Genomic DNA, 19,936 nt, shown 5'->3' with positions numbered 1-19,936 from the left:
GGGTGGTTCAGAGGGAAAAAGGGGAGGTTTGCGCGGCGCCGCGCCACTGGGTCAGCAGGTCCTGCGATTCCATGACGAGGCCCAGGTGCAGCGACACCATCGTGAGCGCCGCGGCTTCGAGCTGCGGGTCGGTGCCGCGCACCAGGTCGCGCAGCACGATCACGCGGTAGTTGTGGTTGTTGGCGTCGAAGGCCGTATTGAGCACGCAGCAGTCGGTGAAGCCGCCGTCGAGCACCACGGTCGTGATGCGCTGGTTGCGCAGGAGGAAGTCGAGGTCGGTTGGGTAGAAGGCCGACAGCCGGCGCTTGTTCTCCACGCGCATGTCGCCGGGCTCGACGCGCGTGACCCATTCGGTCCACGGCGAGCCTTCGATGGCGTGTGCATCGGCGTTCGGGATGGCACCGATGTGCAGCGGGAAGGTGCGCCGCCAAGCCGACGGGATGCCGCGGATGTCGTCGACCCCATCGGGCCGCAGCGTCGACTTCACGTGCACGATGCGCCCGCCCAGCGCACGCACTTCGTCGTGGAACGCATCGATGGGCGCGACCACGTCGCGCGCACGCGGGGCCGGGCAGGGACACTCGGGCGAGTCGTCGAGATGGCCGCGGTGCATGTCGATGGAGATGACCGCGGTGGTGGCCGGGTCGAGGTAGTCGGCGAACTGGCGCGCGTCCAGTTCGCGTTCCTTTTCGTAGACGAAGGCGCGCACTATCTTCTTTCCTCTCGCACATAGGGTTGGCCCAATGCACCGGGTTCACCGTCGGCGCCACGGCGCGCGACCGCGACCCACACCATCACGGCCAGCGTGATCGCGTAGGGCGTCATCAGCACGAAGTACTGCGGCAGCTGCACGCCCGCTGCCGCGAGTTGCGGGATCAAGGCCTCGACGCAGCCGAACAGCACCGCACCGGCCAGCGCCTTCCACGGCGACCAGCGCGCGAAGATCACCAGGCCCACGGCGATCCAGCCACGGCCGCCGGTCATGCCGGCGATCCAGAGTTTGGTGCTCACCACCGAGATGTACGCCCCCGCCAGGCCGACCAGCGCCGAGCCCGCGAGCACCGCGGCGAAGCGCCATGCGGTGACGCTGATGCCGGCCGCATCGGCGGCCTGCGGGTTCTCGCCCACCGCGCGCAGGCGCAGGCCTGCGGTGGTGCGCGTGAGGACCCAGACGACCGCGATGAAGATCGGCAGCGTGAGGTACACGACGATGTTCTGGTTGAACAAGCGGCCGACCAGCGGCAGCGCCGACAACGGCCACAGCGCAATGGCGCCGACGCTGCTGACGGCCACGTTGGTCCAGCCGAACAGCGTGCCCGCCAGGCTGGTGAGCCCCTGGCAGAAGAAGACCAGCGCGAGGCCCGCGATCACCTGGTTCACGCGCAGCAGGATCGTCATCACCGCGAACAGCACCGACACCGCACTGGCCGCGAGCATGGCGAGGATCAGCGACACGCCGGGCTGCCCGAAGGCGATCTGCGCGCCGATGCCGGCCAGCGCGCCGACGAGCATCAACCCTTCGGCGCCGAGCGACAGCACGCCGGAGCGCTCGCAGACGATCAGCCCGAGCGCGGCGAGCGCATAGGGCACCGCGAAGTCGGGCGCGTTGCCGAGCCAGTTGGTGGCGATGGCGAAGACGTCCATGGGTCAGTGCTGCCCGGCCGCCCGAAGGCACTGACGCGCCCCCTCGGGGGGCAGCGATACGCGAAGCGATGAGCGTGGGGGTTTCATTCAGGTCTTGCTCACCACCGAACGGATGCGGTGACGAATGAAGAAGTCCGACGACGCCACGCAGATCACGACGATGGCCTGGATCAGTTGCACCATCGAGAACGGGATTTGGTAGAACACCTGCAGGTTGCGCCCGGCCACGAAGAGCGCCGCCACCAGCACCGCCACCACCGTGGCCGCCAGCGGGTTGTTGCGTGCCAGGAAGGCGATCAGGATGCCCGAGAAGCCATAGCCCGCGTAGAAGGCCTGCGTGAGCCGGCCTTCCTGCCCCGCGACGACGACGAAGCCCGCGATGCCCGACAGCGCGCCCGACAGCAGCACGGCCGAGAAGATCATGCGGCGCACCGGCACGCCGACCGCATCGGCCATGCGGGGGTTGGCGTCGACGAAGCGCAGGTAGAGGCCCGCGCGGCTGATGCCGACAAACCACCAGGCAAGCACCGCGACGACGAGCGCCAGCCCGATGGCCGCCGTGCTCACGTTGCCGAACCATTCGGGCAGCCGCTCGAAGGCGCGGAACTGCGGCGAGTAGGGGAAGGAATCCTTCGGGTCCTTCCACGCGCCGTACACCAGGTGCAGCAGGAAGTTGCTCGCGATGTAGTTGAGCATCAGCGACGAGATGATCTCGTTCACGCCGAGCTTCAGCTTGAGCAGCGTGGGCGCCATCGCCCACAGCAGGCCGAGCGCCATCGCCATGGCGAGCATCAGCGGCAGGCGCAGCGCGGCGGGGCCGACGTCGAAGAAAGAGATCGTGGTGGCGCCGATCGCGCCCCAAATCATCTGGCCCTCGAGGCCGAGGTTCCAGAAGCGCGCGCGGAAGGCCATTGACGCGGCGATGCCCACCAGGATCATCGGCGCCGCCTGGAACAGCACGGCCTGCAGACTCTGTTTGTCGAACAGCGTCTGCAGCACGAACTCGTTGAGCAGCTCGTTGGCCGGCACGCCCGCCGCGACCAGGATCGCGGCCGAGACGCCCATGCCGATGATGAGCGACACGCCGAGGATCAGCGCCTGCCGGTGCCACGCCATCTCCTGGCGCAGCTCGAGCGCGAAGCGCCGGCTGGCGAGGGGGCGCCGTGGCGCCACGGGTGCGGCGTTGATCGAGGGAACGGTCACCGAAGCATCAGCCATGGTCGGTCATCGCCTGCCCGACCGCCTGACGGTCCGCCGGTTGATCGAACTCGGCCACGATGCGTCCGCGCGTCATCACGCCGACGCGGTCGGCCAGTGCCAGCACCTCGTCGAGGTCTTCGCTGATCAGCAGCACGGCCGCGCCCGCATCGCGGGCGGCCAGCAGGCGCGCATGCACCTCGGCACCGGCACGCACGTCGAGCCCGCGGCTGGGGCTGTGCGCCAGCACGATGCGCGGCGCGCGGCCGAACTCGCGCGCCAGCACCAGCTTCTGCGCGTTGCCGCCCGAGAGCAGTGCGGCCTTCTGGCCGAGGCTGCGCACGCCCTGCACATCGAACTGTTCGACCGCGGCCTGCGCATCGGCTTCGAGCTTGCGCGTGTCGAGCCGCCACGGCGAGCCGTAGCTGCCCGCATGCACCTGGCCGATGCCGAAGTTCTCGGCCACGGTCAATGCGCCCGCGAGCGCGAGGCCGTAGCGGTCGGCCGGGATCGCGGCGAATTGCAGGCTGCGCCGCTGTGCATTCGACAGGCGCTTCAGGTCGCCGACATCCTGCAGCGTGATGTCGCCTTCGACGGCATCGTCCAGGCCCATCAGCGCCGCCGCCAGCTCGCCCTGGCCATTGCCACCGACGCCGGCCAGCCCGTAGATCTCGCCGGCCTTCAGTTGCAGGTCGACGCCGTCGAGCGCCGGTCGGCCACCTGCCACTGCACTGCGCAGTCCGCGCACCGTGAGCCGCGGCGCGCCGGCGGCGACGCCATCACGCCGCCGTTGCGGCACCGCGACCGAATCGCCGACCGTGAGCTGCACCAGCTCGGCCACCGCCACCTGCTTCGGGTCGACCGTCTTCACCGTGCGGCCGCCGCGCATCACGGTCACGCGGTCGGCATAGGTCTTCACGTCGGCCATCTTGTGCGTGACCAGCACGACGGCTGCGCCGCTGCGCGCGAGCGCCTGCACGGTCGAGAGCAGGCGCTCGGCTTCGGCATCGGTCAGCACGGCGGTCGGTTCGTCGAGGATCAGGATGCGCGCGCCGGCCAGCAGCACCTTGAGGATTTCCACGCGCTGCTGCTCGGCGATCGACAGGTGCGCGACGCGCTGCGTCGGGTCGATGTCGAAGCCCAGCTCGGCCGCCTTGGCGCGGATCTGTGCTTCCAACTGGCCGAGCCGCTTGCGATGGCTGCCTTCGCCCGATGCCAACGGATGGCCCAGCAGGATGTTTTCGGCCACGGTGAAGGGCTTCACCAGCTTGAAGTGCTGGTGCACCATGCCGATGCGATGCCGCGCTGCATCGCGCGGGCCGCCCAGCTGCACCGGGTTGTCGTCGACCCACATCCGGCCGGCCTCGGGGGCATAGAGGCCGGCCGCGATGTTCATCAGCGACGACTTGCCCGCACCGTTCTCGCCCAGCAGCGCATGCACCTCGCCCCAACGCGCGTCGAAGTCCGCGTCGGTCAGCGCCTGGAAGCCGTCGAAGGACTTGCCGATGCCGGTGAGTTGAAGGGCGGTCGCCATGCTCGGGTGCCAGGGCCTTACTTCTGCGTGACCACGCCCTTGACGTACCAGTCCATCTTCCAGAGGTCGGCGTCCGACAGCACGGCGCCGGCGGCGACGCGCTCCTTGCCCTCGCGGTCCTTCAGCGGGCCGGCGTAGATCTGCTTGCCCTTCAGCAAGGCATCGCGTTCGGCATTGATGAGCGCAGCCTTGTCTTTGGGCACGCCTGCACCGAAGCCGGCGATGTCGGTGCCGCCGTCCTTCATCGCGATGAAGGCGCCGTATTGGGCCGGCTTCCAGCCGCCCGCCATGATCTTCTTGAGTTCGGGCGTGAGGAACTTGTCCCAGACCCAGACCGACGAGCACAGCGTGGCCTTGGGCGCGAACTGGCGCAGGTCGCGGTGGTGGCCGGTGCCGTACACGCCGCGCTCCTGCGCGACGATCTGCGGCGTGGGCGAGTCGACGTGTTGGCCGATCACGTCGGCGCCCTGGTCGATCAGCGCCATCGCGGCGGCGCGTTCCTTCACCGGGTCGTTCCACGCGCCGGTGTAGATCACGTTGACGGTGGCATTCGGGTTCATCTTCTGCGCCCCGAGCGCGAAGGCGTTGACGGTCCAGTTCACCACGCCGAAGGGGTTGGCCGCGACGAAGCCCAGCTTGCCGCTCTTGGATGCCGCGCCGGCTGCCATGCCGCACAGGTACTGGCTCTCGTAGGTGCGGCCGTAGAACGATTCGAGGTTGGCGCCGTTGGTGGTGCCCGAGCCGTTGAGGAAGGCGACATCGGGGTACTTGGCGGCCAGCTCCTTGAAGGCGTCGGAATAGCCGAAGGCCGTGCCGATCACGATGTTGGCACCGCGCGAGATGAAGCGCTCGGCCGCCGGCTTGATGGCCGAGGCGTCTTCGGGCACGTTCTCGACGAACTGGATCTTCTTGCCGATGGCGGCCTCGACCTTGAGCCGTGCCTCGTCGAAGGCCTGCGTCCAGCCGCCGTCGTTCTTCGGGCCGAAATAGATCATCGCGATCTTCGGCTCGCCCTTGAGGGTGAAGCCATCGGCAGCCACGGCGGCCCCCGGCAGCGTTGCACATGCCACCAGCGCCGCAACGGCGCAAGAAATCGATCGACGCAACATCACTCTGACCTTTCAGGCGGGAAGAAAAAAGAAGGGGGAGGGCGGCGCGCGTCTACATCATGAAGTTGATGCGGAACACGTTGCCTTCGGGATCGAGCAGTACTGCTTGGTACCAGTGGTAGTAGGTCTCGTACGGCGCCTTGACGAGCTTGGCGCCGGCGTCGACGGCGATGGGCACCCTGCGGTCGACCTCGTCCTTCGAATCGACGTCGATGTTCAGCAGGAACTTCACGCCGCGGGTGTCGGAGAACTCGGCCAGGTGCAGCAGCGCGTAGGCGTCGAGCGCGTTGAAGCCCAGGCTCGACTTGCCGGTGTCCAGGCCGCGGAAGATCGGCGAGCGGATGGCCTCGATCTCGGGAAAGCCGAACACGCGCTGGTAGAAGCCGCTGAGCGCGACCACGTCCTTCGCGAAGACGTTGACGTAGGAGAGGTGGGCCATGCGTGTCTGCGCGTGCGGGCTCAGGCCGTGGCCTTGGTGCCGCCGAAGGTCGTCTGCTTGACGAACTTCGAGGTCAGATGGTCGCCCGAGGAGATGGGCGCGTACTTCGCCACCTCGCCCGGCACCAGGCAGCTCGGCAGGCACTCGACCATCGCGTCGTAGTTGGGTTGATGGAAGAAGACCAGCGACTGCCGGCGGTTGCTGCTGGCCACCTCGAAGGGTGGGTTGACCACGCGGTGCAGCGTCGACACCCACTGGTCGTTGGTCCACTGCATCATCAGGTCGGCGATGTTCACGACCAGGCCGCCGTCGACCTGCGGCACGTCGACCCACTGGCCGGCCTTGTTGAAGACCTGCAACCCCTTGTCGTCGGGCAGCACGATGGTGAGGCTGCCGTAGTCGCTGTGGGCGCCGGCGCGCAGCTGGCCCGGCAGGGGCGCCTCGGTCTGCGGCGGGTAGCTCAGCACGCGGAACATGCTGATGTGCTTGTCGATCTTGTCGTCGAAGAAGGTCTCGGGCAGCTTCAGGCCGAGCGCGAAGATGCGCATGAGCGAACGCGACAGGTCGCTCATCGCCTCGAAGTAGGCCTCGTAGGCCTCGCGGAAGCCCGGAATCGGCGGCCAGCTGTTGGGCTCGAAGTGCGGGCCGGCGGCCGGGCCGCGGTGGTAGTCGTCGTTGGGCACGCCCGAGGGGTCGATCGAGAAGGACTCCTTCAGGTCGCCCGGCGCGGCCTCCTCGAGGCTGTACGACAGGCCTTCCTCGCCGACCGCGCTGTAGCCGCGCACCGCGTCTTCGCGGGGCCGGTCGACCTTGCGCTTCTCGGCCAGCGGCAGCGCGAAGAACTGGCGCGAGAGCGCCGACACGCGCGCGATCAGCGCGGGGTCGATGCCGTGGTTCGTGATGACCAGGAAGCCGATGCTGCGGCAGGCCTCGTCCACCTTTTGCGCCAGCGCGGCGCGCGCGTCCGGCGTGCCCTCGAAGTAGGGGGCGAGGTCGATGATCGGTACGGACAGCAGCGTCATGTCGTCATTCCTTGATCCAGCGCGAAGACGGTCGCGACACGGTGTGGCATGCAACGTCCATGCCAGTTGGACCAAATGGACAAATGCGTTACCGTCGCCCCGCCGCACCAAGCGGGTACGGCTCGTGCAAGCAGATGTGCACGTTTGAAGAGCAATGCACAAGAAAGCACCAGGACATGGCAAAGATGACAGGGAGCACCGCGGGGAAGCCCACCACCAAGCCAGCTCCCAAGACAGTCGCCAAGCCGTCGCAGCGGGTGCTGGCCAAGCGGGCGCCGGCCGCGCGCGGGCCCGCCGCGATCAACCGGCGCCTGCGGCAGATCGAGGACAAGCGCAGCGTCATCCTGGCCGCGGCGCTCGGCCTGTTCTCGCGCTACGGGCTGCACGGCACCAGCGTCGACCAGGTGGCCGCGCGCGCCGACGTCTCCAAGAGCAACCTGCTCTACTACTTCGCCAACAAGGAGGAGCTCTACGTCTGCGTGCTGCGCGATCTGCTCACCGTGTGGCTCGAGCCGCTGCGCGGCTTCAGCGTGGAACAGGACCCGCACGAGGCCATCGCCGACTACATCCGCCGCAAGCTGGTGATCTCGCGCGACCGGCCCGATGCATCGCGGCTGTTCTGTCTGGAGATGATCCAGGGCGCCCCGCTGCTGCGCGACGAACTCAGTCGCGAGCTGCGCGACCTGGTCGAGCGCAAGTCGGAGGTCATCCGCGCGTGGGTCGCGGCCGGCAAGCTCGGCGCGGTCGACCCGCACCACCTGATCTTCGCGCTGTGGGCCACCACCCAGCACTACGCCGACTTCGGCGTCCAGGTGCAGGCCATCACCGGCCGCACGCTCGACGACCCGGCCTTCTTCGAGCAGACGGTGGAGAACGTGCAGCGCATCGTGCTGCAGGGCATCGCGGCGGACTGACCCGGCGGACGGATCAGTCTGCCGTTGTCATGAGGCCGTGATAGCGCCGGTCGAAGTACACGAGCCCGTGGGCCGTGTCGCCGAGCGTGATGGCGGCCACCTCGCAGAACAGCACGTCGTGCGTGCCGACGGCGGTGCTGCGCACCACGCGGCAATCGAAGGACACGGCGGCGCCGTCGAGCATCGGCGAGCCGGTGACGCCCGCGTGCCAGCGGCCGGCCGCGAAGCGCTCGTCCATCGGCGTCTTGCCGCCGAACACGCCCGAGAGCGCCTGGTGGTCCGGTGCCAGCACGTTCACGCACAGCACGCCGTTGGCCTCGAAGGCCGGGTACACCGACGCCGTGCGGTTCAGGCAGATCAGCAGCGTGGGCGGCTCGTCGGTCACGCTGCACACGGCCGAGGCCGTGAAGCCTGCGCGGCCGGCCGGGCCGTCGGTGGTGATGATGTTGACGGCCGCGCCCAGGCGAGACATCGCGTTGCGGTAGTCGGCCTTCTGCATGAGGATGAACGGGTTCAGGCGAGCGTGCAGGCCTCGGCGAAGTCCAGCCGCGGCAGGCGGCCGAAGACCTTCGACGCGTCGCCGTGGCCGAGGTTGATGAGGAAGTTGACGGTCCAGGTCGTGCCGCCGAAGAAGGCGGCGTTGACCTTGGCCTTGTCGAAGCCCGACATCGGGCCGGCGTCCAGGCCCAGCGAGCGGGCCGCCAGGATCAGGTAGGCCGCCTGCAGCGTGCCGTTGCGGAAGGCGGATTCGTGCGCCAGCTCCGGGGTGCCGGCCACCCAGGGGCGTGCGTCGGCATGCGGGAACAGCTTGGGCAGCTTGTCGTAGAAGGCCGTGTCCCAGGCCGCGATCACCGTGACGGGGGCCGTCATCGTCTTGTCGACGTTGCTGGGCGACAGGGCCGGCTTCAGACGTTCCTTGCCCTCGGGGGTGCGCACGAAGACGAAGCGGGCCGGCGAGCAGTTGACCGAGGTCGGGCCCATGCGGGCGAGTTCGTAGACCTGCTGGAGCAGGTCGTCGGACACGGGCTCGGCCGTCCAGCCGTTCTGGCTGCGGGCTTCGGTGAAGAGGGTCGCCAGGGCGGCGGTGTCGAGTGCTTGGGTCATGGGATGTCAGTAAGCGCCCGTCTTGGCGAGGAAGGCGAGCAGGGTGGCGTTGAAGGTGTCCGCGTCCGTCACGCTGTGGGCGTGTCCGCCATGCGGTACCCGGTCGAGTATCGCGCGGGGCAGGGCGTCGGCCAGGCGCTGCGACATCGTCCAGGGCACGAGCACGTCGTCCATCGCGGCGGCGACCAGTGTCGGCACCGCGATGCTGCCCAGTCGCGCGTCGACGTCGAAGGCGCGCAGCGCGCCGATGCGCGCCCGCATGTTGGCTTCGCCGGGGAAGTGCGCGAAGGCGTGATCGACTTCGGCCTGCACCTCGTCGGCATGCGCGGCGCACCAGTCGGCCGGGTACAGGAAGATTGGCTGCGCCTCGACATAGGCACGCGGGCCGACCGCGCCCAGCAGCGCCAGCCGCGCCTCGAAGCAGCGCGCCGAATGCGGGTTGGGCCGGGACCAGGCGTTGACCAGCACCAGCCCGGCCACGCGCGACGGTGCATCGAGCGCGAACTGCAGGCCGACCAGGCCGCCCAGGGCATGGCCGATGACGATGCATTGCGCGGTGTCGGTCGCGTCGAGCACCTCGACCACGTCGTGTGCCATGTCGGCGATCGTGTAGTCGGCCTTCAGCGCTTCGGGGCTGCGGCCGGTGCCGCGCTGGTCGTACGCGACCACGCGCCAGCCGGCAGCCACCAGCGCCGGGATCTGCGGCTTCCAGAAATTCGCCGAGCCGCCCAGGCCGGACGACAGCAGCAGGCTGGGCGCGCCGGGCGTCGCCTGGCCGTGGACCTCGTGGTACAGCGGCATCAGGGCTTGCCGACGTGGGCGATGGAGGCGATTTCCACCAGCGCGTCGGGCTTCACCAGGCCGCACTGGATGCAGTAGCGCGCCGGCTTCACGCCCGGGAAGTACTCCGCATAGACCGCGTTGACCTTCGCGTAGTCGGCCCAGTCCTTGATCATGATCATGTTGAAGGTCACGTCGTCCATCGTGCCGCCGGCGGTGGTGATGACGCTCTTGATGGTCTCGAGCACATGGCGCGTCTGCAGCGTCGCATCGCCCACGTGGACCACGTTGTTGTCCTTGTCGAAGGGCAGCGTGCCCGACACGTAGACGACGCCGTCGGCCATGGTGCCGGGAACGAAGGGCGCGATGGGGGTGGTGGTGCCGGGCGGGATGATGGCTTGCTTGGGCATGGACGAAGTTCCTGAAAAACGAGGGGTGGAGGAAAGGGGTCAGGCCGCGGTGGTCTCGCGTGCGGTCATGGCGGCGGCCGGCGTGCTCGGCGCAGCCACGGTGCGGCAGAAATCGTCCACGGTCGAGACCCAGCCGAAGAAGGTCTCGACGTTGTAAACGGCGGCCTTCTGGATGGCCGCGCCGCCCAGCTCGTGCGTCGCGTCTTCCAGCATTACGGCGAAGTACTCGAGGTGGAAGGCGTCGCGCAGCGTGGACTCGACGCACACGTTGGTCGCGATGCCGGTGAACACCAGATTGCGGATGCCGCGGGCGCGCAGGGTGCTGTCGAGCGTGCTGTTGAAGAAGCCGCTGTAGCGCGTCTTGGGGATCACGATGTCGCCGGTCTGCGGCTTCATCACGTCGAGCAGTTCGTAGTCCCAGCCGCCTTTGGCGAGGAACTTGCCGGCCAGCTCGGGCTTCTTGCGCATGGTCTTGAGCGCGTTCGACTTGTACCAGTTGGGCGAGCCCGGGCCGCCGGCATCGACATACGCGGCGTCCCAGCCGTTCTGCAAAAAGATGACCAGGATGCCCGCCGCGCGCGCCGCCTCGACGGTGCGCACGATGTTGGCGATGGTGCCCTGCGCGCCCGAGATGTCGAAGCCCGCCGAGTCGACGTAGCCGCCCACCGAGGCGTAGGCATTCTGCATGTCGACCACGATCAGCGCCGAATTGGCCGCGTGCAGCGCCACCGGTTCGGGCCGCGCGGGCAGCACCAGTGGGGCGGGCGCACCGGGCGCATTCGGCACGCCGACCGGCACGGTCGAGGTGAGGGTGGTGTTCTTCGGTGTCGTCATGGGGCGATTCCTTCGGGGATCAGGCGGCCAGCGCCTGCGGTTGGACCTGGGAGGGCACGGGCGAATCGACATTGACGCGGCTCTTCATCAACGGCTGGATGCGTTCACCGAAGGCCCCGACGCCCTTCACGAAGTCGTCGAAGGTCAGCAGCACGCCCTCGGTGCCGGGCACCTCGGCCACCTCGTCGAGCATGCGCGCCACGTTGGCATAGGAGCCGATCAGCGTGCCCATGTTGATGTTCACGGCGGAGGTGGGGTCGGCCATCTGGCGCACGTTGGTGTCGGCGCCCGATTTGGTGTCGGCCGCGCCCTGCACGCCCAGCCAGGCGATGGCCTCCTGGTCGGCGCCGGCCTTGTAGTGTTCCCACTTGGCGCGGGCGGCCTCGTCGGTCTCGTCGGCGATCACCATCATCAGCACGTAGGTCGTGACGTGGCGGCCGGTCTTGGCGGTGGCCTCGATCAGCTTCTGCGCCGAGGGCGCGAAGGCCTTGGGTGTGTTCACGCCCTTGCCGAAGCAGAAGTTGTAGTCGGCGTACTTGGCCGAGAAGTCCATGCCGGCGTCGCTCGCGCCGGCGCAGATCACCTTCATGTCGGCCTGCGGCTGCGGGCTCAGGCGGCAGTCTTCCATCTGGAAGTGCTCGCCCTTGAAGTCCGACTGGCCCCGGCCCCACAGGTCGCGCAGCACCTGCACGTACTCCGAGAGGTACTGGTAGCGCGTGCCGAAGAACTGGTCGCCCGGCCACATCCCCATCTGCGAGTACTCGGGCCGCTGCCAGCCGGTGACCAGGTTCACGCCGAAGCGCCCGTTGGAAATCGAATCGATGGTCGAGGCCATGCGCGCCACGATGGCCGGCGGCATCACCAGCGAGGCCGCGGTGGCGAAGAGCTTGATCTTGGTGGTCACGGCCGCCAGGCCGGCCATGAGCGTGAAGGACTCGAGGTTGTGGTCCCAGAACTCGGTCTTGCCGCCGAAGCCGCGCAGCTTGATCATCGACAGCACGAAGTCCAGCCCGTAGTGCTCGGCCTTGAGGGTGATCTCCTTGTTGAGCGCGAAGGTGGGCTTGTACTGGGGCGCGTTCTCCGACAGCAGCCAGCCGTTGTTGCCGATGGGGATGAAGATGCCGATGTTCATGGCGGACCATTCCAGGAGGGGACGAGGGCCGAGGCCGAGCCTGCGGAGCGATGGACATCGCTTTGCATGCTTCGTGCCATCTTGAAAAGTCCTTGTGCATCAAGGACTTGTTCGGCTCAACGTGTCAAGTTTTGACCAAATGGTCCAAAGTGGATCGTTCGGCCGGGCCGAGCCGGTGCGCAGTGCGCGCCGGTGGTGCGTCACCGGTCAAACGACATATTGCAAGCACGCGGCGCACTTTCAGAATGGGTGGTCCACCACCGGAGAGTTGCCATGAAAGCCGTCGGTACAGCGCTGGCCGCGTGTCTCCCGCTCTTCGCAGTCGCGCAGACGGCGCAGATGTGGGACGGTAAATGGCAGGTCGCCTTCAAGACCGAACGCGGCATCGATCGGGACGGCACCATCATCGTGGCGGGCAACGCAGGCACCTGGGACCTGAATGTGGCCCAACGCAACGACCCCTGCGCCGGCCGCGCCTATCCGATCGAGGTGCAACGCGCGACAGCGGAAGAACTTGTCTTCAAGGTGGCACGCTCGACGGCGTTGGCGGGCTGCCAGGACAACACGATGCGAATGAAGGCGACGGACGCGAACACGCTGGAAGGCACCTTCATGGGAAGGCCGTTCAAAATGACCAAGGCGAACTAGCGGGCAAGAAGTAAGCGCGCTCGCCGCCGGCCTGCGTGCGTGCCGTTCAGACGTTGCTGGTCGCGCGCACTTCGTCGATGGTCGTCGTGCCCGCCAGCACCTTCTCGATGCCGTCCTGGCGCAGCGTGCGCATGCCCTCGCGCAGGGCGGTGGCCTGCAGCGCCTCGGCGCGTGCGCCGGTCTGGATCAGGTGACGCAGCTCGCGCGAGATCATCATCAGCTCGTGCAGGCCGGCGCGGCCCTTGAAGCCGCTCTGGTCGCAGGCGGCGCAGCCGGGGCTCGTGTGCATCTGCAGCCGCCCGTCCTTGCCGTGCTGCGACGCCCAGCGCGCCAGCACTGCGTCGCGCGATTCGGGCAGGTCGGCCTCGCCGAAGGCGTGCAGATAGTCGGCCAGCAGTTCCTCGATCTCCACCTGCTCGGCATCGCGGCTCGTGCGGCAGTGCGTGCAGAGCCGGCGCACCAGGCGCTGGGCCAGCACGCCGAGCAGCGAGTCGGCGAAGTTGAAGGGGTCCATGCCCATGTCGAGCAGGCGCGTCACCGTCTCGGGGGCGCTGTTGGTGTGCAGCGTGGAGAGCACGAGGTGGCCCGTGAGCGAGGCTTCCACCGCGGTCTTGGCGGTTTCCTCGTCGCGGATTTCGCCGACCATGATCACGTCCGGGTCGGCGCGCAGGAAGGCGCGCAGCGCCTTGGCGAAGGTCCAGTCGATGCGCGGGTTCACCTGCACCTGGCGCAGGCCGGGCTGGGTGATCTCGATCGGGTCCTCGGCCGTCCAGATCTTGCGTTCCGGCACGTTGATGTGGCTGAGCGCCGAGTGCAGCGTGGTGGTCTTGCCCGAGCCGGTCGGGCCCACGCACAGCACCATGCCGTATGGGCGCTCGATGGCGTCGCGCAGGCGCTCGAGGTTCGGCTCCGACAGGCCGAGCCGGTCGAGCGCGATCGGCTTGGCCGAGGCCAGGATCCGCATCACCACGTCTTCCAGGCCGCTGTTGGTCGGGATGGTGGCCACGCGCAGCTCGATGCGGTGCTGTGGCGAGAACTTGGCGAAGTTGATCTTGCCGTCCTGGGGCTTCCGGCGCTCGCTGATGTCGAGGTCGCACATGATCTTGATGCGCGCGATCATCGCATTGCGGTAGTTCGGCGGCAGCTCGAGGTAGGTGCGCAGCTGGCCGTCCTTGCGAAAGCGGATGCGGATCTTCTCGCGGCCCGGATAGCTCTCGATGTGGATGTCGGAGACGCCGGCGCCATGGGCTTCCAGGATCATCCGGTTGATCATGCGCACCAGCGAGTTGTCCGACTGCTCGATGGGCGTGTCGTCGTCGGGGCGGTCCTGCTTGCCCTCTTTCTCGAGGGTCTGGAGCAGTTCGCTGGTGTCGTCCGGCACGAACTCGATGGGCTGCAGCGCCACGCTGCCCGGGCGGCTGTCGGTCGTCGCGCCGATCTTGTCGTAGGCGGCGAACATCATGCGTTCCATGTCGCGGCACTGGGCCAGCACCGGCACGGCCTTCATCTGGGCGATGAACTCGACCTCGTCGACCGCGCTGCGCCGGTTCGCCGGGTCGTCCAGTGCGACGATCAGTCGGCCGTCGCGCACCAGCAGCGGCATCACCTGCAGACGCTGGGCCGCGCTGTAGCTGATCTTGCGCAGCGCCTCGGCTTCCGCCGGGAAGGTGTCGAGGTCGACCAGCGGGTAGCCCATCTTGCGGGCCAGCGCGACCTGCAGGTCGGCGCGCGACACGGCGTTCTGCCGCACCAGCAGCTCGCCCAGCGGCACGCGGCGGTCGCCCTGCTGCGCACCGAGCGCTTCCTGCAGCTGCGCGGCGGTGATCATGCCCAGCGAGATCAGCGCCTCGCCGATGCGCACCATCGGCATGCGGGTCTGCTGCTCGATCGCCTCGAGCAACTGGTCGTGCGTGGTCACGACGCGCGACAGCATCATCTCGGCGGCGGCGCTCGGGGGCGCGGCGACGCTGCTGTCCAGTTCGAACTTCACGTACGCGCTGCGCGGGATGAACAGGCGCTGCACGCTGCCGTCGTCGCTCACCGGCGGAAAGAGGAAGAGGCCGACGCCGTTCTCGACATGGCCGACCGTCTCACCCGCGAGCTTGCTGCCGCTGGTGAAGCGCAGCTTGAAGCGGCTCTGGCCCGGCTGGCGCAGCGCACCCGATTGCGGGTCGAGCGCCGGCGGGTTCAGCGGCGCGATCGGCGCGGTGAGGGTGATGGCGCGGATCTGGTCGAAGCGCAGTGCCAGGGTGGTGCGGGCCCGCGGCAGCTGCACGTGCAGCACCCGCTCTTCCGGCACGAAGAAGGTCATGCGCCCGGCCACGCGCTGGTCGTTCAGGCTGTGGATCTCGCAGGGCAGCGGCTCGGTCTGCGGCTTGGCCGCCGGATAGCCGCCCTGGGGCGGGTTGGGCCACAGGAAGCCCTCGCGCTTGCTCGCACGTCCCCCCGGGATCTCCTTGGGGGGATCCCAGTCGATCGGCTTCAATGTGACTGTCATTCGTGAACTCCAGGGTCCTGGCCCGTTCAACGGCCCCGCTGCCGCTTCGGGTCGGCTTGTCGCGGGCACTTCTCCCATGTCGACATCACTCTACAGCGGTCGAGCCGACGGTGAAGCGCCAATGAATGCAGGAAAACCCCTTCGCTTCGCGCAATGGCGAAGTCGAAAGTTCGCGTCTGCTTGCGTCTACATCAGCGCGCCGGGGCGGGCGTCGCGTCGGGCAGCTCGATCTTGATGTCGAGCACCTCGAGGTCGTCCTGGCGTTCCAGGTGGACCTTGATGTCCTCGGGGTTGATGGACACGTACTTCGAGATCACCGCCACCAGCTCGCGCTGCAGGTCGGGCAGGTAGTCTGGGCGCTTCTTGCCGCTGAGGCTCGAGCGCTCGTGGGCGAGGATGATCTGCAGCCGCTCCTTGGCGACGCTGGCCGTCTTCTTCTTTTCGCCGAGCAGGAAGGAGAGGAAGGACATGGCTTACTTCCCCCCGAAGATGCGCTTGAAGAAGCCCGGCTTTTCCGCTTCGATGAAACGCATGGGACGGTCTTCGCCCAGGAAGCGCGCGACCACGTCCGAGTAGGCCTCGGACACGTCGGTGCCCTTGTCGTGGATGGCCGGCACGCCCTGGTTGGACGCGTTGAGCACCGTCTCCGACTCCGGGATCACGCCGATCAGCTTGATGCGCAGGATGTCCTGGATGTCTTCCAGCGACAGCATCTGGCCGCCGGCCACGCGGTTCGGGTTGTAGCGCGTGATGAGCAGGTGTTCCTTGATCGGGTCGCCGCCTTCCTTGGCGCGCTTGGTCTTGCTGCCGAGCATGCCCAGGATGCGGTCGGAGTCGCGCACCGACGAGACTTCGGGGTTGGTCACGATCAGCGCCTCGTCGGCGAAGTACATGGCCATCATCGCGCCGGTCTCGATGCCCGCGGGCGAATCGCAGACGATGTAGTCGAAGTCCATCGCCGACAGGTCGTTGAGGACCTTCTCGACGCCCTCTTGCGTGAGCGCTTCCTTGTCGCGCGTCTGCGAGGCGGCCAGCACGAACAGGTTGTCGCACTGCTTGTCCTTGATGAGCGCCTGGTTCAGGTTGGCCTCGCCCTGGATCACGTTGATCAGGTCGTACACCACGCGGCGTTCGCAGCCCATGATGAGGTCGAGGTTGCGCAGGCCCACGTCGAAGTCGATCACCGCCGTCTTCTTGCCGGCGAGCGCCAGGCCCGTCGCGAAGCTGGCGCTCGTGGTCGTCTTGCCGACGCCGCCCTTGCCCGAGGTCACCACCACAATTTTGGCCATTGCCGTTCCTTCTTCGTTTTTCGGTTGTTCAGGGTGCGGAGCGGCGATCAAAGGATCGGCTCCATCAGAAGCTTTTTGTCGTCCAGATGGATCTGGACGGCCTTGCCCGCGATGTCGGCCGGCAGCGCGACCTCGGAGGTCCGGTAGATGCCGGCGATCGCCACCAGCTGCGCTTCCATGCAGGTGGTGAAGATGCGGGCCTCGGTGTTGCCGCGCGCGCCGGCGATCGCCTTGCCGCGCAGCGGTGCATACACGTGGATGTTGCCGTCGGCGATCACTTCGGCGCCGAAGTTGACGACCGCCATCACGATCACGTCGCCGCCGCGGGCATAGACCTGCTGGCCCGAGCGCAGCGGCTTGTCGATGACCAGCGTGCCGGCCGCGGGCACCGGCACCTCGCGCACGATCTGCGGCGCTTCACTCACCGGTGCGGGAGCCGGCGCCCGTGGCGTGGGTGTGGGCGCGACCGGCATCGCCGCGATGGACAGCCCGGCATCGCGCGCCGCGGCGTTCTGCGCATCGCTGCCGCCGCGCACCGCGATCGGTTGCGTCTGGTGGCGCGCCAGCAGGTTGCGCAGGGCCGTGAAGTCGATGTCGGCGGCCTCGCCTTCGTCCTGCAGCAGCGACAGGTCGATCACCACCGGCTCCTGCTCGAAGAAGTCCGGCGAGTCGGCCAGCTGGGCGTCCAGCGCATCGGCCAGCACGTCCAGCTTCGCCGTCTTGAGGATCACCGCCACCAGCGGCAGTGTGGCGCTCTTGAATTCGAATACCGCCTTGTTGCGCGCGGCGGAAGCATCGGCCATGGGAAAAGGTCGTCCGAAAAGCGCTGAAGTCTAACGGCTGGGCCCGGCACGGCAGCTGCCTGGGGGCGCAAGAGCGGGTTCTGCAACAGTTTCTTGCATCGCGTTTCAATTCCGCCGGCACGTTGTGGCCGGCGAGAGATCGAACACCAACGGCGCGCCGACGCCGGTAACTAGAACAGAGCAGGGATGGCATCCAAGAAATTCGCTGTACTCGACGGCTTGCGGGGCCTTGCCGCGCTGCTGGTCCTCACGCGCCACACCGAGGCGTACTGGGCCGCGCCGTCGCTCTCACACAACCACAGCTACCTCGCGGTCGATCTCTTCTTCGTGCTGAGCGGCTTCGTGATCAACCACGCCTACGCGCAGCAGCTCCGGGAGGGCCGGCTGTCGGCCGGCCGCTTCATGCTGACCCGCTTTATTCGCCTGTGGCCGCTGCATGCGCTGGGGGCCGCGCTGGGGACGGCGCTGGTGGTGACCAAAGATCTGTACGCGCCGGACGTCTGGGTGCTGCCCCTGGTCCTGATGCTGCTCTTTCTGCCCTCGCGCATGCCCGAAGCCGGGCACGGCCTCTTCGAACTCAACCCGCCGGGCTGGTCGCTGTTCTACGAAATGGCGGTGAACCTGCTGTACGCGCTGACGCACCGCTGGCTGACGCACCGGGTGCTGGTGGCGGTGCTGGCCGCGAGCGGCGCCGGCCTGGTCGCGACCGGTCTGTACAACGGCAGCCTCGACGTCGGCTTCACGTGGAGCCTGCGCTCGCTGGCGGGCGGCACGCTGCGGGCCGTCTTCGGCATCTTCCTGGGCATCGGGCTGCATCGGCTGTACCTGGCACGCCAGCGGCGGCCTCGGAAGGCGGGCCCGGGGCCGTGGGCCCTGTGTGCCGCAGTCACGGCGCTGCTGATGGTGCCGCGCATCGAGGGCCTGGGAAGCACGGTCGATCTTCTGGCCATCTTCGTCGTGTTTCCGGTGTGCGTGTACCTCGGCGCGCAGGCGTCCGTCGGCGCGTCCTCCGTGAAGCTGTTCGCGCTGCTCGGCCTGCTGAGTTACCCGGTCTACGTGCTCCACGTGCCGCTGGGGAGTTGGCTCGAGGGCGCCCTGGCCGCGCCGCTGGCGCCGTATGCCCCGTTGGCCGGCGTGCTGTTCGCTGCAGGACTGGTGGGCCTGGCCTGGGCGCTCGACCGCTGGTTCGACCAGCCGCTGCGGCGCTTCCTCACCCGCGTGACCGCCGCCCGGAAGGCATCGCGCCCCGCCTGAGAGCCTGGATCAGGCGTTGCGTGCCCGCCCCAGCAGCGCCCACAGCAGGATCGCGCCGAAGGTCGCGGTGCCGATGCCGCCGAGCGCGAACTGGCCGAACTTCAGCGTGAAGTCGCCGGTGCCGATGATCAGCGTGATGGCCGCGACGATCAGGTTGCGGTTCTGCGAGAAGTCGACCCGGTTGTCGACCCAGATCTTCGCGCCGGCCACCGCGATCAGCCCGAACACCACGATGCTCACGCCGCCCATCACCGGCAGCGGAATCGCCTGGATCAGCGCGCCGAACTTGGGCGAGAAGCCCAGCACCAGCGCGATGATCGCCGCCACCACGAACACCGCCGTCGAATAGATGCGCGTGGCGGCCATCACGCCGATGTTCTCGGCATAGGTCGTCACGCCCGTGCCGCCGGCGGCGCCGCTCACCACCGTGGCCACGCCGTCGGCGATGAAGGCCCGGCCGATCAGCGGGTCGAGGTTGCGGCCGGTCATGGCGGTCACGGCCTTCAGATGGCCCAGGTTCTCGGCCACCAGGATGATCGCCACCGGCGCGATCAGCAGCATCGCGCTGCCCGTGAAGACTGGCGCGGTGAAGGCCGGCAGGCCGAACCAGGCCGCGTTGGCGATGCCGCCCAGGTCCACCGGCTTGCCCAGGCCCAGGCCGTTGGTGAGCAGCGCGTAGACGACGGTCGCGAGGATCAACCCGACCAGGATCAGCAGCCGCTGCACCATGCCGCGCGCGAACACCGCGACCAGGCCGACGCACAAGAAGGTCACGGCCTGCATCCAGGCGTCGAAGTTGCCGGCCTGCATGTTCTTGATCGGCACGCCCGCCAGGTTGAGCCCGATGACGGCCACCACCGCGCCGGTGACCACTGGCGGCATGAAGCGCTCGATCCACCCCGTGCCGATGGCCTGCACCAGCGCGCCGATCGCGATGTAGAGCACGCCGCAGGCGACGATGCCGCCGAGCGCCACCGCCAGGTTGGCGTTCGGGCCCGAGCCCGAATAGCCGCTGGCCGCGATCACCACGCCGATGAAGGCAAAGCTCGAGCCCAGGTAGCTCGGCACCCGCCCGCCGGTGATGAAGAAGAAGAGCAGCGTGCCCACGCCGCTCATGAGGATGGCGATGTTGGGGTTGAAGCCCATCAGGATCGGCGCCAGCACGGTTGCGCCGAACATCGCGATCACGTGCTGCACGCCCATCGCCGCGGTCTGCGGCCAGGGCAGGCGCTCGTCGGGCGCAACGACGGCGCCCTCGGTGGCCTGCACCTCGCGCCACTGGAAAATCTTGCTCACGGTTGTCTCCTCGTTTGAATTTATGCGGGG

Annotated in this window: 21 protein-coding genes; 3 read left to right on the top strand and 18 right to left on the bottom strand. The window is 68.1% G+C overall.

Features of this window, described 5'->3' with window-relative positions; translation table 11 throughout:
- Positions 1–7: 7 nt before the first annotated feature.
- The 7 genes from QTH86_RS16810 to QTH86_RS16780 all read right to left on the bottom strand — a co-directional run bounded on the left by QTH86_RS16810 (position 8) and on the right by QTH86_RS16780 (position 6,945).
- On the bottom strand, positions 8–709 hold the full coding sequence (locus tag QTH86_RS16810) for a cysteine hydrolase family protein (protein ID WP_286647341.1): 702 nt from the start codon (positions 707–709) through the stop codon (positions 8–10).
- Positions 709–1,644 carry an ABC transporter permease gene (locus QTH86_RS16805; RefSeq protein ID WP_286647340.1) on the bottom strand — a complete coding sequence of 312 codons (936 nt, stop codon included), beginning with the start codon at positions 1,642–1,644 and terminating at the stop codon, positions 709–711. The genes QTH86_RS16810 and QTH86_RS16805 overlap by 1 nt, the downstream gene beginning before the upstream one ends.
- 87 nt (positions 1,645–1,731) lie before the next feature.
- Positions 1,732–2,862: an ABC transporter permease gene (locus tag QTH86_RS16800; RefSeq protein ID WP_286647339.1), complete on the bottom strand. Its 1,131-nt coding sequence runs from the start codon at positions 2,860–2,862 to the stop codon at positions 1,732–1,734.
- Positions 2,855–4,375 carry an ABC transporter ATP-binding protein gene (locus QTH86_RS16795; RefSeq protein ID WP_286647338.1) on the bottom strand — a complete coding sequence of 507 codons (1,521 nt, stop codon included), beginning with the start codon at positions 4,373–4,375 and terminating at the stop codon, positions 2,855–2,857. Before QTH86_RS16795 ends, QTH86_RS16800 begins: the two co-directional genes overlap by 8 nt.
- 17 nt (positions 4,376–4,392) lie before the next feature.
- Entirely contained in the window at positions 4,393–5,484 is a 1,092-nt protein-coding gene (locus QTH86_RS16790; RefSeq protein WP_286647337.1) for a BMP family ABC transporter substrate-binding protein, read from the bottom strand.
- 52 nt (positions 5,485–5,536) lie between these two features.
- Complete coding sequence (locus QTH86_RS16785) at positions 5,537–5,923, bottom strand: VOC family protein (protein WP_286647336.1); 387 nt, start codon at positions 5,921–5,923, stop codon at positions 5,537–5,539.
- Between the two features lie 20 nt (positions 5,924–5,943).
- Positions 5,944–6,945, bottom strand: coding sequence for an isopenicillin N synthase family dioxygenase (locus QTH86_RS16780; protein ID WP_286647335.1), 1,002 nt, complete (start codon positions 6,943–6,945; stop codon positions 5,944–5,946).
- 176 nt (positions 6,946–7,121) lie between these two features.
- Between QTH86_RS16780 and rutR the strand changes: the two genes are divergently transcribed.
- The gene (rutR, locus tag QTH86_RS16775) at positions 7,122–7,859 is read left to right on the top strand and encodes an HTH-type transcriptional regulator RutR (protein WP_286647334.1); all 738 of its coding nucleotides are present in this window, start codon (positions 7,122–7,124) and stop codon (positions 7,857–7,859) included.
- A gap of 13 nt (positions 7,860–7,872) precedes the next feature.
- Here rutR and rutF read toward each other — a convergent pair whose 3' ends face one another.
- The 6 genes from rutF to rutA are packed head-to-tail and all read right to left on the bottom strand — an operon-like array spanning position 7,873 to position 12,119.
- Positions 7,873–8,358 carry an NADH-dependent FMN reductase RutF gene (rutF, locus tag QTH86_RS16770; protein ID WP_286647333.1) on the bottom strand — a complete coding sequence of 162 codons (486 nt, stop codon included), beginning with the start codon at positions 8,356–8,358 and terminating at the stop codon, positions 7,873–7,875.
- Positions 8,359–8,372: 14 nt separating this feature from the next.
- Positions 8,373–8,963: a malonic semialdehyde reductase gene (locus QTH86_RS16765; protein WP_286647332.1), complete on the bottom strand. Its 591-nt coding sequence runs from the start codon at positions 8,961–8,963 to the stop codon at positions 8,373–8,375.
- Positions 8,964–8,969: 6 nt separating this feature from the next.
- Positions 8,970–9,764: a pyrimidine utilization protein D gene (gene rutD, locus QTH86_RS16760; protein WP_286647331.1), complete on the bottom strand. Its 795-nt coding sequence runs from the start codon at positions 9,762–9,764 to the stop codon at positions 8,970–8,972.
- Entirely contained in the window at positions 9,764–10,153 is a 390-nt protein-coding gene (gene rutC, locus QTH86_RS16755; RefSeq protein ID WP_286647330.1) for a pyrimidine utilization protein C, read from the bottom strand. The genes rutD and rutC overlap by 1 nt, the downstream gene beginning before the upstream one ends.
- 39 nt (positions 10,154–10,192) lie before the next feature.
- Positions 10,193–10,987: a pyrimidine utilization protein B gene (gene rutB / locus QTH86_RS16750; protein ID WP_286647329.1), complete on the bottom strand. Its 795-nt coding sequence runs from the start codon at positions 10,985–10,987 to the stop codon at positions 10,193–10,195.
- Positions 10,988–11,006: 19 nt separating this feature from the next.
- Positions 11,007–12,119, bottom strand: a complete 1,113-nt coding sequence (rutA, locus tag QTH86_RS16745) for a pyrimidine utilization protein A (RefSeq protein ID WP_286647328.1) — start codon at positions 12,117–12,119, stop codon at positions 11,007–11,009.
- Between the two features lie 273 nt (positions 12,120–12,392).
- Between rutA and QTH86_RS16740 the strand changes: the two genes are divergently transcribed.
- Positions 12,393–12,767, top strand: coding sequence for a hypothetical protein (locus QTH86_RS16740; RefSeq protein WP_286647327.1), 375 nt, complete (start codon positions 12,393–12,395; stop codon positions 12,765–12,767).
- A gap of 46 nt (positions 12,768–12,813) precedes the next feature.
- Here the strand turns inward: QTH86_RS16740 and QTH86_RS16735 are convergent, their stop codons facing one another.
- The 4 genes from QTH86_RS16735 to minC form a co-directional block, all read right to left on the bottom strand.
- Complete coding sequence (locus tag QTH86_RS16735; RefSeq protein ID WP_286647688.1) at positions 12,814–14,700, bottom strand: GspE/PulE family protein; 1,887 nt, start codon at positions 14,698–14,700, stop codon at positions 12,814–12,816.
- Between the two features lie 755 nt (positions 14,701–15,455).
- Positions 15,456–15,734, bottom strand: coding sequence for a cell division topological specificity factor MinE (gene minE, locus QTH86_RS16730; RefSeq protein ID WP_286647326.1), 279 nt, complete (start codon positions 15,732–15,734; stop codon positions 15,456–15,458).
- Positions 15,735–15,737: 3 nt separating this feature from the next.
- Positions 15,738–16,553 carry a septum site-determining protein MinD gene (minD, locus tag QTH86_RS16725; RefSeq protein WP_286647325.1) on the bottom strand — a complete coding sequence of 272 codons (816 nt, stop codon included), beginning with the start codon at positions 16,551–16,553 and terminating at the stop codon, positions 15,738–15,740.
- Positions 16,554–16,600: 47 nt separating this feature from the next.
- Positions 16,601–17,356, bottom strand: coding sequence for a septum site-determining protein MinC (gene minC, locus QTH86_RS16720; RefSeq protein ID WP_286647324.1), 756 nt, complete (start codon positions 17,354–17,356; stop codon positions 16,601–16,603).
- A 186-nt stretch (positions 17,357–17,542) separates the two neighbouring features.
- Between minC and QTH86_RS16715 the strand changes: the two genes are divergently transcribed.
- On the top strand, positions 17,543–18,610 hold the full coding sequence (locus tag QTH86_RS16715) for an acyltransferase family protein (RefSeq protein WP_286647323.1): 1,068 nt from the start codon (positions 17,543–17,545) through the stop codon (positions 18,608–18,610).
- A 9-nt stretch (positions 18,611–18,619) separates the two neighbouring features.
- On the opposite strand, the gene QTH86_RS16710 is transcribed toward QTH86_RS16715, so the two are convergent.
- On the bottom strand, positions 18,620–19,906 hold the full coding sequence (locus QTH86_RS16710; protein ID WP_286647322.1) for a solute carrier family 23 protein: 1,287 nt from the start codon (positions 19,904–19,906) through the stop codon (positions 18,620–18,622).
- Positions 19,907–19,936 lie beyond the last annotated feature (30 nt).

This window comes from Variovorax sp. J2L1-78 (assembly GCF_030317205.1).
Lineage (GTDB): Bacteria > Pseudomonadota > Gammaproteobacteria > Burkholderiales > Burkholderiaceae_C > Variovorax > Variovorax arabinosiphilus.
This window is presented reverse-complemented; position numbering and strand designations above follow the sequence as displayed.